A 13,382-nucleotide genomic window follows, 5' to 3' on the forward strand; every position below is an offset into this window, starting at 1 on the left:
ACCTGTCCGCGCCGTCGGAGTGTGAACGCACGTCCGGGGCGCCGAGTGCCCGGTGGGGCGGCCCTTTCACCCACCGGGCACTCGGCCCAAGGCCCTGTCGTCAGCCGGCCGGGGCGTCCGCGAGGGCGCGCAGGGCGAGCGCGTAGCTGCCGGTGCCGAAGCCCGCGATCGTCCCGCTGGCGACGGCGGCGACCACGGAGGTGTGCCGGAACTCCTCCCTCGTGTACGGGTTCGAGAGGTGCACCTCGATCAGCGGCGCCGTGCGCTGGGCGGCGGCGTCCCGCATGCCGTACGAGTAGTGGGTGAACGCGCCGGGGTTGAGGACGACCGGAATCGCGCCGTCCGCCGCCTCGTGCAGCCAGCGGATCAGCTCGCCCTCGTCGTTGGTCTCGCGGACCTCGACCTCGAATCCCAGTTCCGCGCCCTGCTCCTGGCACTGCCGGACGAGCCCGGCGTAGGAGGTGGAACCGTAGACGTCGGGCTCGCGCGAGCCCAGCCGCCCCAGGTTGGGCCCGTTGAGTACGAGGACCCGCCGGGCGCTCACTCGGCGATCTCCGCGTGCGCGGCGAGCAGCATGGCCGGGTCCGGCCCCTCCAGCACGGCGGGCCGGGCCAGCCCGTCCAGCACGATGAAGCGCAGCAGGTCGCCGCGGGACTTCTTGTCGACCCGCATCGTCTCCAGCAGCTTGGGCCACTGGTCGCCGCGGTAGGTGACCGGCAGCCCGACGGACTTCAGCACCGCCCGGTGCCGGTCGGCGGTGGCGTCGTCCAGCCGGCCCGCGATGCGGCCGAGTTCGGCGGCGAAGACCATGCCGACGGAGACGGCGGCGCCGTGCCGCCAGTTGTAGCGCTCGTTCTTCTCGATGGCGTGCGCGAGGGTGTGGCCGTAGTTGAGGATCTCGCGCAGGCCCGACTCCTTGAGATCGGCGGAGACGACCGCGGCCTTGACCCTGATGGAGCGCTCGACCAGTTCGGCGGTGGCGGGGCCGCCGGGGCTGCGGGCGGCCTCCGGGTCGCGCTCGATTAGCTCCAGGATCGCCGGATCGGAGATGAATCCGGCCTTGATGATCTCCGCCAGCCCGCTGACGTAGTCGTGCACGCCCAGCGAGTCGAGGGCGGCCAGGTCGCACAGCACGCCGGCGGGCGGGTGGAAGGCGCCCACCAGGTTCTTGCCCTCGGCGGTGTTGATGCCGGTCTTGCCGCCGACCGCCGCGTCCACCATGCCCAGCACGGTGGTGGGGACGGCGATCCAGCGCACTCCGCGCAACCAGGTGGCCGCCACGAAGCCCGCCAGGTCGGTGGTGGCCCCGCCGCCGACGCCGACGATCACGTCCGTGCGGGTGAACCCGGTCTGGCCCAGCGCCTTCCAGCAGTAGGCGGCGACCTCGGCCGTCTTGGACTCCTCGGCGTTCGGCAGCTGGACGGCGATCGCCTGGTAGCCCTGCGCGGCCAGATCCGCCCGCAGCACCTCGCCGGTCTCGGCCAGCGCCTCCGGGTGCAGCACGGCGACCCGCCGGGCCCCGGGGCCGATCAGCCGGGGCAGCTCACCCAGCAGGCGGCGGCCGACGAGCACGTCGTACGGGTCGCTGCCCGCGCTGCCGCCGATAGTGATCGTGGTGTGGGGCGCCTCGGGCACCTCTGTCATCGCTGCTCCAGCTCCAATGCGTCCAGGACCGCCTGGGCGACCTCGTGGGGAGTGCGGCCGTCCGTGCTGACGACCGCACGGGCGACCTCGGTGTAGAGCGGGCGCCGCTCGTCCATCAGGGCGCGCCACTGCTTGCGCGGATTGACCGTCAGCAGCGGGCGGGGGGCGTCCAGTCCGACCCGCTTGACGGCCTCGGCGACGTCCATGTCGAGGAAGGCCACCGGCAGGCCGGCCAGCAGTGCACGCGTCACCGGCGCCAGGACCGCGCCGCCGCCGAGGGACAGCACGCCGTCGTGGCGCGCCAGGGCGGTGCGCACCGCGGCGCGCTCCAGCTCGCGGAAGTGCGGCTCACCCTCGTCGAAGAAGATGTCCGCGATCGGCTTGCCCGCCGTCTCGACGATGTCGGCGTCGGTGTCGCGGTAGGTGGTGCCGAGGCGCTCGGCAAGCAGCGCGCCGACGGTCGACTTCCCCGCACCCGGCGGGCCCACCAGCACGACGGCCGGGCCGGTCACCTGATCTCCATGGCGTCGAGGTATCCGGTGACGTTGCGCCGGGTCTCGCGGACGCTGTCGCCGCCGAACTTCTCCGCCACCGCGTCCGCCAGCACCAGCGCCACCATGGCCTCGGCGACGATCCCGGCGGCCGGGACCGCGCACACGTCGGAGCGCTGGTGGTGTGCCCGGGTCGGCTCGCCGGTGCTCACGTCCACCGTCGCCAGGGCGCGCGGCACCGTGGCGATCGGCTTCATCGCGGCCCGTACGCGCAGGATCTCGCCCGTGCTCAGGCCGCCCTCGGTACCGCCGGAGTGGCCGGAGGAGCGGCGTACGCCCTCGCCGGTGGGGACGATCTCGTCGTGCGCGCGGGAGCCGGGCACCCGCGCCAGACCGAAGCCGTCGCCGACCTCGACGCCCTTGATGGCCTGAATGCCCATCAGCGCGCCCGCCAGCCGCGCGTCCAGCCGCCGGTCCCAGTGCACGTGCGAGCCCAGACCCACCGGTACGCCGTGCGCCAGCACCTCGACCACGCCGCCCAGGGTGTCGCCGTCCTTGTGCGCCTGGTCGATCTCGGCGACCATCGCCTCGCTCGCGTCCGCGTCCAGGCAGCGCACCGGGTCCGCGTCCAGCCGCGTGACGTCCGCGGGCACCGGCAGCACCCCGGCCGGAGCCGCGGCGCCGCCCAGCTCGACGACGTGCGAGACGATCTCCACCCCGGCGGTCTCCCGCAGGTAGGAGCGGGCCACGGTGCCCAGGGCCACCCGGGCCGCGGTCTCCCGCGCGGAGGCCCGCTCCAGGATCGGCCGGGCCTCGTCGAATCCGTACTTCTGCATGCCCGCCAGGTCGGCGTGGCCGGGGCGGGGGCGGGTCAGCGGGGCGTTGCGGGCCAGCTTGGCCAGTTCCGCCGGGTCGACCGGATCGGCCGCCATGACCTGCTCCCACTTGGGCCACTCGGTGTTGCCCACCATCACGGCGACCGGCGAGCCCAGGGTGAGCCCGTGCCGCACGCCGCCCAGGAAGGTGACCTCGTCGCGCTCGAACTTCATCCGCGCGCCCCGCCCGTAGCCCAGCCGCCGGCGCGCCAGCGCGTCCGCCACCATCCCGGTGGTCACCGGCACGCCCGCGGGCAGCCCCTCCAGCGTCGCCACGAGTGCGGGGCCGTGTGACTCCCCCGCCGTCAGCCAGCGCAACCTGCTCAACGGTGCTCCTCGGTCCGGCGCCTGCGGCGCGACGTCTGCCTGCCCCGAATCCTGTCATGTCCGGCGGGGCCGCCGAAGAGCGGTCCGCGTACCGGACGCGACGGGCTGTCACCGCGCGCCCGGGGCCGCCGCTCAGGCCGTACGGGCGCCGAGCGCCGTCTCGCCCGCCGCGCGCATCGCGGCCAGCGGCCCCGGGGCGTGCCCCGTCATCCGCTCGACCTGGAGGACCGCCTGATGCACCAGCAGGTCCAGGCCGCCCACGACCGTCCCGCCGGAGCGGGACCAGGCGGCGGCGAGCGCGGTGGGCCACGGCTCGTACAGCACGTCGAAGAGGGTGCCGGGATGCTCCGGGACCGCGCCGGCCAGGACGTCGGCGGCGCCGGCGGGGGTGGTGGCGATCACCAGCGGCGCAGCCAGCGCCCCGGCCGCGTCAGCCCACGGCTCGGTACGGACCGGCAGGCCCAGCCGCTCGCCCCAGCCGCGCATCTGCGCGGCGCGCTCGGCGCCGCGCACGTACGCGGTCACCTCCCCCGTGCACAACTGCGCGAGGGCCGCGAGCGCGGCGGACGCGGTCGCCCCGGCGCCCAGCACGGCCGCCGACCCGACCTGGCCGACGCCGCGCTCGCGCAGCGCCGCGACCATGCCGGGGACATCGGTGTTCTCGCCCGTGCGGCGCCCGTCCGCCTCGAAGAGCACGGTGTTCACGGCGCCCACCGAGGCGGCGGTGGCGCTGATCCCGTCGAGCAGCGGGATGACCGCGCGCTTGAGCGGCATGGTCAGCGAGAGCCCCGCCCACCCTTCGCCGAGACCGGCGAGGAAGGCCTCGATGCCGCTCTCGTCCACCTCGAAGCGGTCGTACGACCAGTGGGCCAGACCCAGCTCCCGGTAGGCGGCGCGGTGCAGCACCGGGGAGAGGGAGTGGGCGATGGGCGAGCCGAGGACGGCCGCGCGCCGGGGAGAGGGGTGGGGCATCAGCTGTCGCTGCCGTTCTTCCGCGAGTACTCGTTGAAGTCCCGCACGTTCTTCTCGTGCTCGTCGTGGCTGTCGGTGAAGCGGGTGTCACCGGGTTTGACGCTCACGAAGTAGAGCCAGTCGCCCTTGGTCGGCTCGAGCGCCGTCTCGAGCGCCAGGTTGCCCGGGTTGTCGATCGGTCCGGGCGGCAGGCCCTCGTGCAGGTAGGTGTTGTACGGGGAGTCGAACTTGGTGTCGTCGACCGTGGTGTTGAGCTTCGACTCGCCCTTGGCGTAGTTGATCGTCGAGTCGAACTGGAGCTTCATGCCCTGGTCCAGGCGGTTGTAGATGACCCGTGAGACCTTGCCGAAGTCCTCGTCCTCCTGCGCCTCCGCCTGGATGAGCGAGGCGATGCTGAGGATGTCCGCCGGGCTCTTGCCCGCCTTCCTCGCGCCCGCCTCCAGCCCGATCTTCTGGAACTCACTCTCCGCCCGCTGGACCATGTCCGAGAGCAGCGCCTTGGGCGTGGTCTTCTCGCTCACGGTGTACTTCGCCGGGAAGAGGAAGCCCTCCGGGTTGCCGTCGGCCCACTTGGGCAGGCCGATCCCGCCCGCCTCGGCGGCCTTCTCGGTGGCGCCCTTGTCCTGCTGGAGCTTCTTGTCGATCAGCTCGTAGACCTGGGTGGCGCGCAGACCCTCGGGGATGATCAGGCCGCTCTGGCTGGCCGGGTCGAGCATCAGCTTGACGGCGGCGGCGGCCGACATCTCCTTGCGCAGGGTGTAGACGCCCGCCTGGATGCCGCTCGACTCGCTGTTCGACTCGGCGGCGGCGACGAAGGCGTCGTGGCTCTTGACCACTCCGGCCTTCTTCAGGATGTTGCCCATGTCGGAGAGCGAGGAGCCCTTGGGGACCTCGACCTGGACGGTGTCCTGGCCGTCTCCCGAGTAGTCCGGCGCGGGGCCGAACCGCGAGTCGTAGAACTGGTAGCCGAAGTAGCCGACCGTGCCGAGGCCGCCGGTCAGCACCAGCGCGGCGACCAGGCAGGCGCAGCCGCCGCGCCGCTTGGTCTCGCCGTCGCGGCGACTGCGGCCGTTGCGGCGTCCGCCGCGGGTGGGCGGGTCGTCGTGGCCGTCGCCGTCATCGTCCTCGTCGCGGTCGGTGAAGAAGGCGTGCTCGCCCTGGTCGGGCCCGGCGTCCCAGCCGGTGTCCGGGTCCGGCTCCGCCCGGCGCGCGCCCGGTCCACCGGGGTCGCCCGGGCCGGGGGGCTGGGGCGGGCCGGGCTGGGCGTAGTAGTCGGCCTGGGCACCCGTGTCGTACGGGTCGGCGGGCTGCTGCCGGCCGTAGGGGTCAGGCGCCCCGCCGCCGTACTGCTGGCCGCCCTGGGTGTCCCAGCCCTGGCCGGCGCCGCCGTACTGCTGCGCGTAGGGCTGCTGCTGGGGGTGTTGCTGGGGCTGCTGCTGTCCCGGGTACTGGTGCTGCCCGCCGGTGTCCCAGCCGTTGCCCCCGTACGAGGGCTGCTGTTGCTGCTGTTGCTGCTGCTGGGGGTGTTGCTGCTGCGGATGCGGGTACTGCGGTTGCTGCGGCTGCGGGTACTGCTGCTGGCCGTACGGCTGGCCGGGATGCCCCCCTTGCTGCTGCGCTCCGGGATAGGGCTGGCCCGGCGCCTGCTGCTGCACCGGGGGCTGCGGTGCCTGCCCCGGGTACTGCTCCCCCGTGTAGGTGTCCCAGCCGCCCTGCTGGGCGGCGGCCGGGTTCCCGTCCCACCCGGGGTCCCCGTACAGCGGGTCCTCTGGGTGCCACGGTTGGGAGCCGGAGCCCCGGCCATACTCAGTCATCGGTCCCCTTGCGCCGCGAGTCGGCAGCTTCGGTATGCGCGTGAAGTGCGGTGTCCGGGCGCCCAGACGTGCGGGGCGCGTTCGAACGGCTGCCGTGTCGCGCGGAACGTTACCGTATTGCGATCAGACAACCACTTCGACGCACTGGCCGGGCGCACGGCCGGTGCCCCGCTCGGCCTCCAGAGCGCTCTGGAGGATGACGACGGCCGCCGCCTGGTCGATGCGCCCGCGGCCCTTCCTGGCGCTGACCCCGGAGGCGCGCATGCCCTGCGCGGCGGTGACCGTGCTCATCCGCTCGTCCACCAGCCGGACCGGCACCGGTGCGACCTCCCTGGCCAGCAGCACGGCGAACTCCCGCACCTTGGCCGCGGCGGGGCCCTCCTGCCCGCTCAGCGAGCGCGGCAGCCCCAGCACCACCTCCAGCGGCTCGTACTCGGCGACCAGTTGTGCCAGCCGTCGCCGCGCGGCCGGGGCGTCCCGGCCGGGCACCGTCTCCACCGGGGTCGCGAGGAGCCCGTCGGGGTCGCAGCTGGCGACCCCGATCCGGGCGTCCCCGACGTCGACGGCGAGCCGTCTGCCGCGTCGCATCAGGCGCTCTCCGCCACCAGCCGCTCGACGGCCGCCATGGCCTCCGGCACCGCGGCCGGGTCCTGCCCGCCGCCCTGGGCCAGGTCCGGCTTGCCGCCGCCGCCGCCGCCGAGCGCGCGGGCCGCGGCCCGCACCAGGTCGCCGGCCTTCAGACCGCGGTCGCGGGCGGCGTCGTTGGCGGCGATGACGGTAAGCGGACGGCCGCCCGTGACCGTGAAGAGGGCGACGACGGCGGGCCTGTCCTGCATACGGGAGCGCACGTCCAGGACCAGGGTGCGCAGGTCGTCGGCCGTCGTGCCGTCCGGCACCCGGCCCGCGGCCAGGGCCACCCCCCGTACCTCACGGGCGCCCGCGGCCAGGCCCGCGGCGGCCTGGAGCACCTTCTCGGCGCGGTAGCGCTCGATCTCCTTCTCCGCGTCCCGCAGCTTCGTGAGCATGCCGGAGATCCGCTCCGGCAGCTCCTCGGGGCGTCCCTTGACCAGTTCGGTGAGCCGGGAGACCACGGTGTGCTCGCGGGCGAGGAACTGGTAGGCGTCCACCCCCACCAATGCCTCCACCCGGCGCACTCCGGAGCCGATGGAGGACTCGCCCAGCAGCTTGACCAGGCCGAGCTGGGCGGTGTTGTGCACGTGGGTGCCGCCGCACAGCTCCTTGGAGAAGTCGCCGATGGTCACGACGCGCACCCGGTCGCCGTACTTCTCGCCGAACTCCGCGAGCGCGCCCTGCTTCTTGGCGTCGTCGATGGACATCACCTCGGCGGTGACGTCCAGTTCACGGGCGAGCACCTCGTTGATCTTCTGCTCGACATCGGTCAGCACCGTGCCGGGTACGGCGGTGGGCGAGCCGAAGTCGAAGCGGAAACGGCCCGGCGAGTTCTCCGAGCCGGCCTGCGCGGCGGTGGGGCCAAGAGCGTCGCGCAGGGCCTGGTGGGTGAGGTGGGTGGCGCTGTGCGCGCGGGCGATGGAGCGGCGGCGCGTGAGGTCGATACGGGCGTACGCGCTCGCGCCGACCGTCACCTCGCCGACCTGTACGACTCCCTTGTGCACGCTCACGCCGGGCACCGGCTGCTGCACGTCGCGCACCTCGACCACGGCGCCGCCGGAGAGGCGGATGCGGCCGGTGTCGGCGAGCTGCCCGCCGCCCTCGGCGTAGAACGGCGTGCGGTCCAGCACGACCTCGACCTCGTCGCCCTCGTGGGCGGCCGGGGAGGCGGCGCCGTCCACCAGCAGCCCTACGACCACGGACTCGCCCTCGGTCTCGGCGTATCCGGTGAAGACGGTGGAGCCCGCGGAGTCGGCGACGGCGCGGTAGGCGGAGAGGTCGGCGTGGCCCTGCTTCTTGGCCCGCGCGTCGGCCTTGGCCCGCTCCCGCTGCTCCTTCATCAGGCGGCGGAAGCCCTCCTCGTCCACGGAGAGGCCCTGTTCGGCGGCCATCTCCAGGGTGAGGTCGATGGGGAAGCCCCAGGTGTCGTGCAGCAGGAACGCCTTGTCGCCGGCGAGTACGGTGCTGCCGCCGGACCGGGTCTCGGTCACGGCGGTGTCCAGGATGTTCGTGCCCGCTTTGAGCGTCTTGAGGAAGGCGGCCTCCTCGGCGAGCGCGACGGTCTCGATACGGCGGCGGTCCTCGATCAGCTCCGGGTACTGCGGACCCATGGCCTTGATGACCGTGTCGGTCAGCTCGGCGACGGTGGGGCCGGTCGCGCCCAGGATGCGCATGTTGCGGATGGCGCGGCGCATGATGCGGCGCAGGACGTAGCCGCGGCCCTCGTTGCCCGGGGTGACGCCGTCACCGATGAGCATGACGGAGGTGCGGATGTGGTCCGCGACGACCCGCAGCGCCACGTCGGACTCCGCGACCGCCCCGTAGCGCACGCCGGTGAGCGCGGTGGCCTGGTCGATGACCATGCGCGAGGTGTCGATCTCGAACATGTTGGGCACGCCCTGCAGGATCATCGCGAGGCGTTCGAAGCCGAGGCCGGTGTCGATGTTGCGGCTGGGCAGGTCGCCGACGATCGCGTAGTCCTTGCCCGGACCCGGGCCGCGCATGTACTGCATGAAGACCAGGTTCCAGATCTCCACGTAGCGCTCGTCGTTGACGGCGGGGCCGCCCTCCGGGCCGAACTCGGGGCCGCGGTCGTAGTTGATCTCCGAGCACGGGCCGCACGGGCCGGGCACGCCCATGTCCCAGTAGTTCTCCACCTTGCCGAGCCGCTGGATGCGCTCGGCCGGGACGCCGACGACGTCCCGCCAGATGCGCTCGGCCTCGTCGTCCTCCTCGTAGACCGTGATCCACAGCCGCTCGGGGTCGAGGCCGTAACCGCCCTCCTCCTGTGCGGTGGTGAGCAGCTCCCAGGCCAGCTCGGCGGCGCCCTCCTTGAAGTAGTCGCCGAAGGAGAAGTTCCCGCACATCTGGAAGAACGTGCCGTGCCGCGTGGTCTTGCCGACCTCTTCGATGTCGGGCGTGCGCACGCACTTCTGGACGCTGGTGGCACGCTCCCACGGCGGCTTGACCTCGCCCAGGAAGTAGGGCTTGAAGGGGACCATGCCCGCGTTGACCAGCAGCAGCGTCGGGTCGTCCGCGATCAGCGAGGCCGACGGGACGACGGTGTGCCCGCGCTCCTCGAAGAAGCGCAGCCAGCGACGGCGGATCTCAGCCGACTCCATCAGTGGTCCTCATTCCGGTCGTACGTACGGTCGTGGATGCGGTCGGAGGGGTGGTCGGAGGCCCGACGGGGCGGGCCGGGCAGCGCCCGCGCCGCGAGCGGCGGGAGGCGGGGGTGCTCCGCGTCCACGGGGGCGTCCAGGCCCAGCGCGTCGTGGAGTTCGCCCTCACGCTGCGTCATGCCCGAGCGGACGTCGAGCGCGAAGTCGCGCAGCCGCTCCCCCGTCTCGAGGGCCTTGTCGGCCGCACGGCCGGCGAGCGACTCGGGGGTGAGGCTGCGGAGCTTGCGGTTGACCTTGGTGGTGGCCCACACGCCGGCGGCGGCACCGGTGGTGAACCAGAAGGCACGGCGGAACATGGCGGGGATCAGCCCTTCTTGCGGTTGCGACCGGCACGCCTGGCGGCGGGCAGGGTACGCGCGGGCACGACCCTCGCGCGGCGTGGCGACGGCGCGGCGGCTTCCTTGCGGCCCAGAGCGCGCCGCACGCCGTAGCCGAACGAGGCGACCTTCACCAGCGGTCCGCCGAAGACGGAGGAGACGGTGGTGGAGAGCGCGGAGGCGTTCGCGGTGACCTCCTGGACGTCGGTGGCGATCGAGTCCACCCGGTCCAACTGGGTCTGCGCGGAGCGCACGGTGGCGGACGCCTCGCCGAGCAGGGGCACGGCCCGCTCCGTCACACTGGTCACCAGTTTGGTCGCCGCCCTGAGCGCCTGCGCGAGCCTCACCAGCACCACGGCGAGGAACGACACCAGGATCGCCCAGAAGACAGCCACCAGGATGCCGGCCACTTCTCCACCGGACACGCTGCACCGCTTCCATCGGATATGGGGGTCGGCCGCCGCCTCTCGGGGGCGGCCCCCGAAGGTGCGGCGGCGGATACCGACCTTATCGCGCCGGGGCGCCGCGTCCCTACCGCATTGTGGCCGCCGGGGAAAGAGCGCGGTGCCGGGAGCGCCCGAGCGGTTGTACGGTCCGCTTACCTCCGAGTACGCTCCGTGTCTTATGCGACGCTTTCAGCGCACCGAGCCGAAGTCCCGGGACGCACCCGCCGTACGGCGGGTGCCGGGGAACCTGCCGTCGCCGCTCAACCGCTTCGTGGGGCGCGGCCCCGAGGGCGCCCGGCTGCGCGAACGGGTCGCGGACAGCCGCCTGGTGACAGTGACCGGCGTGGGCGGAATCGGAAAGACGCGGCTCGCCCTGCACTGCGCGCAGCGGATGCAGAATCGCTTCTGCAATGGCGCCTGGCTGGTGGAGCTCTCCGAACTGCGGGACGGCGCGCTGCTGGACCACGCGCTCGTGGAGGCCCTGGGCCTGGCCGACGACCACGGCCGCTCACCCCGCTCCGTACTGCTGCGCCGGCTGGCGCGTCGCGAGACGCTGCTGATCCTGGACGGCTTCGAGCAGCTCACCGCCCAGGTCGCCGGGCTGGCGGACGAACTGCTGCGCCGCACCCCCGGCCTGCACGTCCTGGCGGTGGGTCGGCGCCCGCTGGGGATCACCGGCGAGCAGCTCCTCCCGCTGGGCCCGATGACGCCCGAGGAGGGCGCCGACCTGTTCACCGACCGCGCCGCCGCGGTGCTGCCGGGCTTCACCGCGCGCGGCGCCCGCCGGGACGCGGTGGTGGACCTGTGCCGGCGGCTGGACGGCATCCCGCTCGCCCTCGAGCTGGCCGCGGGACGGCTGCGGGCCCTCTCCGTCGACCAGCTCGCCCAGCGCCTCGACGACCGCTTCGGACTGCTGACCGGCAACGGCCACCAGCCCGTCGTCCGGCACCGCACACTGCGCACCGCGATCGGCTGGAGCCACGAGCTGTGCACCCCGCAGGAGCGGCTGCTGTGGGCCCGGCTCTCCGTCTTCGACGGCGAGTTCGACCTGGAGGCGGCCGAGTACCTGTGCGCGGGCGGGGACCTGCGGGCCGCCGAGGTACTGCCGGTACTGGCCGAGCTGGTCGCCCAGTCGGTGGTCGTACGCGAGGAGCGCGAGGGCACCGACGGACAGGCGCGGTACCGGCTGCTGCCCACCGTGCGCGAGTACGGCGCGGGCTGGCTGGAACAACTGGACGACACCGAGCGGCTGCGCCGGCGCCACCGCGACTGGTACCTGGGCCTGGCGACCTGGTGCGAGCTGGACTGGTTCAGCCCCCGGCAGGCCGAGGTGGCCCTCCGCGTCGAGCAGGAGCTGCCCAACCTGCGGCTGGCGCTCGAGTACAGCCTGGAGAGCCCGGACGAGGCGCACATCGGGCAGTACCTCGCCGCGACGCTGTGGTTCTACTGGCTCGGCTGCGGGCGGCTGGCCGAGGGGCGGCAGTGGCTGGAGCGGGCCCTCGCGCTGGAGGGCGACCAGCCGGAGGCGCGGGCCAAGGCCCTGTGGGTCTCCGGGCTGGCCGCGGTGGTGCACGGGGACGCGGCGGGCGCGCTGGGAGCGCTGCACGAGTGCCTCCAGCTGGCCGAGGCGCACGGCGACGAGGCGGCGCTCGCGTACGCCACCCAGACGCTGGGCGCGCTGGCCGTGGCCGACGGCGACACCGCGCTGGGCAAGGGGCTGCTGGGCGAGGCGCTGGACCGCTTCCGCGCGCTGGGCGAGCTCAACACCCTGGTGATCGTGGCGCAGTTGCAGCTCGCGATGGCCTACGCCTTCGAAGGCGACCTGACGAAGGCGGCGGAGCTGGGCGAGGAGGCCCGTGAGATCTCCTCGGACAGCGGCGAGCGGTGGGCGCTGTCGTACACGCTGTATGTGCTGGCCCACGTGCGGCTGACGCGCGGGGAGCCGTGCCGGGCGCTGGCGCTGAGCATGGCGGGCCTGACGGTCAAGCGGGAGCTGGGCGACGTGCTGGGCATGGTGCTCGCACTGGAGCAGCTGGCGGCGCTGACGGTGGGGCAGCGGCCGGAGCGGGCCGCCGAACTGCTGGGCGCCGCCCAGTCGGGCTGGCAGTCGCTGGGCACCCGGTACTACGCGGACACCTCCGGAGCCGGGCCGGTGACGGACGTCCCGGTGGGCGCCGGATGGTGCGGGGCCTGGCGAGGCGGCGGCGGCTGCCGCAGGCGGGCCCAGGACGCGCTGGGCGAGGCGGCGTACGAGGCGGCCTGGCTGCGGGGGCGGCGGCTGGGGCTGCTCGCCGTCGCGGAGCGTGAGGTGGCCGAGCACGGGCGGACGGCCCGCACCCGGTCCGCCGGGCAGCCCGTACGCGGGCCGGCCGACGGCGGCCGGAGGGTGGAACGCGGTGCCCCCGGCACGCGCCAGCCCGCCTGCCCGCCCTCGGCCGGGGCCGAGGGCGGGGCGCAGACGGGCTGACGTTTCCCGCGGTGTGTCAGCGGGCGTAGTACTCGACGACCATCTGCTCGTCGCAGATGACCGGGATCTCCTTGCGGTTCGGGTCCCGGTCGAGGCGGAACGCGAGCGCCTCGAGGTTCACCTCGAGGTAGCGCGGCGTCTCGCCGTCCGTGTCGTAGCCGCCCTCGCGCGCCACCAGGAAGGGGTGCTTCGTGCGGCTGCGCTCGCGCACCTGCACGACGTCGTCGGGCTGGACCCGGAACGACGGCTTGTCGACCTTGCGGTCGTTGACCGCGATGTGGCCGTGGACCACCATCTGCCGCGCCTGGTAGATGGTGCGGGCCAGGCCGGACCGCAGGACGAGCGCGTCCAGACGGCGCTCCAGCTCGATGATCAGGGCCTCGCCCGTCTTGCCTTCGACCTTCCGAGCGCGGTCGTAGGCACGCGCCATCTGGCGCTCGCTGATGTCGTACTGCGCGCGCAGCCGCTGCTTCTCGAGCAGCCGGACCTTGTAGTCACTGGTCTGCTTGCGGCCACGGCCGTGCTCGCCCGGCGGGTAGGGACGCTGCTCGAAGTACTTGACGGCCTTCGGGGTCAGCGCGATGCCGAGCGCACGCGACTTCTTGACCTTGGGACGCGACTGGTTCACGTTGAACGAACCTCCGTGTAGGTTAGGTTAGGCTTACCTTAGTAGAGGAGTACGCCATGTCTCGACCTGGGATCCCCCTGTCCGGCACCG

General features: G+C 73.5%; 12 protein-coding genes. 1 reads left to right on the forward strand and 11 read right to left on the reverse strand.

Going from position 1 to position 13,382, the window contains the following annotated elements; translation table 11 throughout:
- Positions 1 to 100: 100 nt before the first annotated feature.
- The 10 genes from aroQ to H299_RS0127975 all read right to left on the reverse strand — a co-directional run bounded on the left by aroQ (position 101) and on the right by H299_RS0127975 (position 10,176).
- Positions 101 to 544: a type II 3-dehydroquinate dehydratase gene (gene aroQ / locus H299_RS0127930; RefSeq protein ID WP_027751107.1), complete on the reverse strand. Its 444-nt coding sequence runs from the start codon at positions 542 to 544 to the stop codon at positions 101 to 103.
- Positions 541 to 1,644, reverse strand: a complete 1,104-nt coding sequence (gene aroB / locus H299_RS0127935) for a 3-dehydroquinate synthase (RefSeq protein ID WP_027751108.1) — start codon at positions 1,642 to 1,644, stop codon at positions 541 to 543. The genes aroQ and aroB overlap by 4 nt, the downstream gene beginning before the upstream one ends.
- The gene (locus tag H299_RS0127940) at positions 1,641 to 2,156 is read right to left on the reverse strand and encodes a shikimate kinase (protein ID WP_027751109.1); all 516 of its coding nucleotides are present in this window, start codon (positions 2,154 to 2,156) and stop codon (positions 1,641 to 1,643) included. Before H299_RS0127940 ends, aroB begins: the two co-directional genes overlap by 4 nt.
- Positions 2,153 to 3,337 (reverse strand): chorismate synthase, encoded by a 1,185-nt coding sequence (gene aroC / locus H299_RS0127945; protein WP_027751110.1) that lies wholly within the window; start codon positions 3,335 to 3,337, stop codon positions 2,153 to 2,155. Before aroC ends, H299_RS0127940 begins: the two co-directional genes overlap by 4 nt.
- Before the next feature lie 132 nt (positions 3,338 to 3,469).
- On the reverse strand, positions 3,470 to 4,309 hold the full coding sequence (locus H299_RS0127950) for a shikimate dehydrogenase (protein WP_027751111.1): 840 nt from the start codon (positions 4,307 to 4,309) through the stop codon (positions 3,470 to 3,472).
- Complete coding sequence (mltG, locus tag H299_RS0127955; protein ID WP_027751112.1) at positions 4,309 to 6,123, reverse strand: endolytic transglycosylase MltG; 1,815 nt, start codon at positions 6,121 to 6,123, stop codon at positions 4,309 to 4,311. Before mltG ends, H299_RS0127950 begins: the two co-directional genes overlap by 1 nt.
- A gap of 123 nt (positions 6,124 to 6,246) precedes the next feature.
- A complete protein-coding gene (ruvX, locus tag H299_RS0127960; protein WP_027751113.1) occupies positions 6,247 to 6,711 on the reverse strand; it encodes a Holliday junction resolvase RuvX in 465 nt (154 codons plus the stop codon).
- The gene (gene alaS, locus H299_RS0127965; RefSeq protein WP_027751114.1) at positions 6,711 to 9,374 is read right to left on the reverse strand and encodes an alanine--tRNA ligase; all 2,664 of its coding nucleotides are present in this window, start codon (positions 9,372 to 9,374) and stop codon (positions 6,711 to 6,713) included. The genes ruvX and alaS overlap by 1 nt, the downstream gene beginning before the upstream one ends.
- Positions 9,374 to 9,730: a DUF6167 family protein gene (locus H299_RS0127970; protein ID WP_027751115.1), complete on the reverse strand. Its 357-nt coding sequence runs from the start codon at positions 9,728 to 9,730 to the stop codon at positions 9,374 to 9,376. The genes alaS and H299_RS0127970 overlap by 1 nt, the downstream gene beginning before the upstream one ends.
- Before the next feature lie 8 nt (positions 9,731 to 9,738).
- A complete protein-coding gene (locus tag H299_RS0127975; RefSeq protein WP_078513108.1) occupies positions 9,739 to 10,176 on the reverse strand; it encodes a DUF948 domain-containing protein in 438 nt (145 codons plus the stop codon).
- 199 nt (positions 10,177 to 10,375) lie between these two features.
- On the opposite strand from H299_RS0127975, the gene H299_RS0127980 reads away from it, so the two are divergent.
- Positions 10,376 to 12,664, forward strand: coding sequence for a winged helix-turn-helix domain-containing protein (locus tag H299_RS0127980; RefSeq protein WP_027751117.1), 2,289 nt, complete (start codon positions 10,376 to 10,378; stop codon positions 12,662 to 12,664).
- Positions 12,665 to 12,680: 16 nt separating this feature from the next.
- Here the strand turns inward: H299_RS0127980 and rpsD are convergent, their stop codons facing one another.
- The gene (gene rpsD, locus H299_RS0127985; protein WP_027751118.1) at positions 12,681 to 13,292 is read right to left on the reverse strand and encodes a 30S ribosomal protein S4; all 612 of its coding nucleotides are present in this window, start codon (positions 13,290 to 13,292) and stop codon (positions 12,681 to 12,683) included.
- Positions 13,293 to 13,382 lie beyond the last annotated feature (90 nt).

Source organism: Streptomyces sp. CNH287 (genome assembly GCF_000424825.1).